The sequence below is a fragment of the Frankia sp. CcWB2 genome (assembly GCF_977927585.1).
Genome location: NZ_CDWRCM010000085.1, coordinates 18,214 through 18,650, shown reverse-complemented (window position 1 = coordinate 18,650; position 437 = coordinate 18,214). Strand labels below are relative to the sequence as shown.

Annotated in this window: 1 pseudogene; it reads left to right on the top strand. The window is 68.0% G+C overall.

The window, feature by feature from the left end:
- Positions 1 to 437 (top strand): annotated as a pseudogene (locus ACY45C_RS11105) (hypothetical protein); the annotation flags it as partial.

Below are 437 nucleotides of genomic sequence, written 5' to 3'. Positions count from 1 at the left end.
ATGGTCTTCAGTAATGACAACCGGGGCGCGAGCCTCGGGGCGTACGGCATCGAGGAGCCGCTCGCCGAGTGGATCCGGTCGACGCTGCGAGACCCGGAGCTGCGGCTTGGATGGCGCGCGCTCATCGCCGCCTATGAGTTTCCGCCGGTCCGCGGGAACCGCCGGCTCGCCCGCGACGCCTTCCACCGACCGTGGCGGATCTTCACCACCGCCTCCACCCGGCTGACGGACCGGCCGGGGCTGTTGGCCGGGCACCGGTTCGACATCGCGCTGGCCGCGCTGACCTACTCGTTTCTGCGTGAGGTGATGGATGTGAACCAGGCCGACATCGACCAGGTCGAGAAACTCGCGGCCGAGATAGCCCGAGAGATCGTGGACGATGACAGTGCCAGCCCGCTCATGAGCTTCCGAGTGGCCTGCCGCAACGTCCTCTCGCT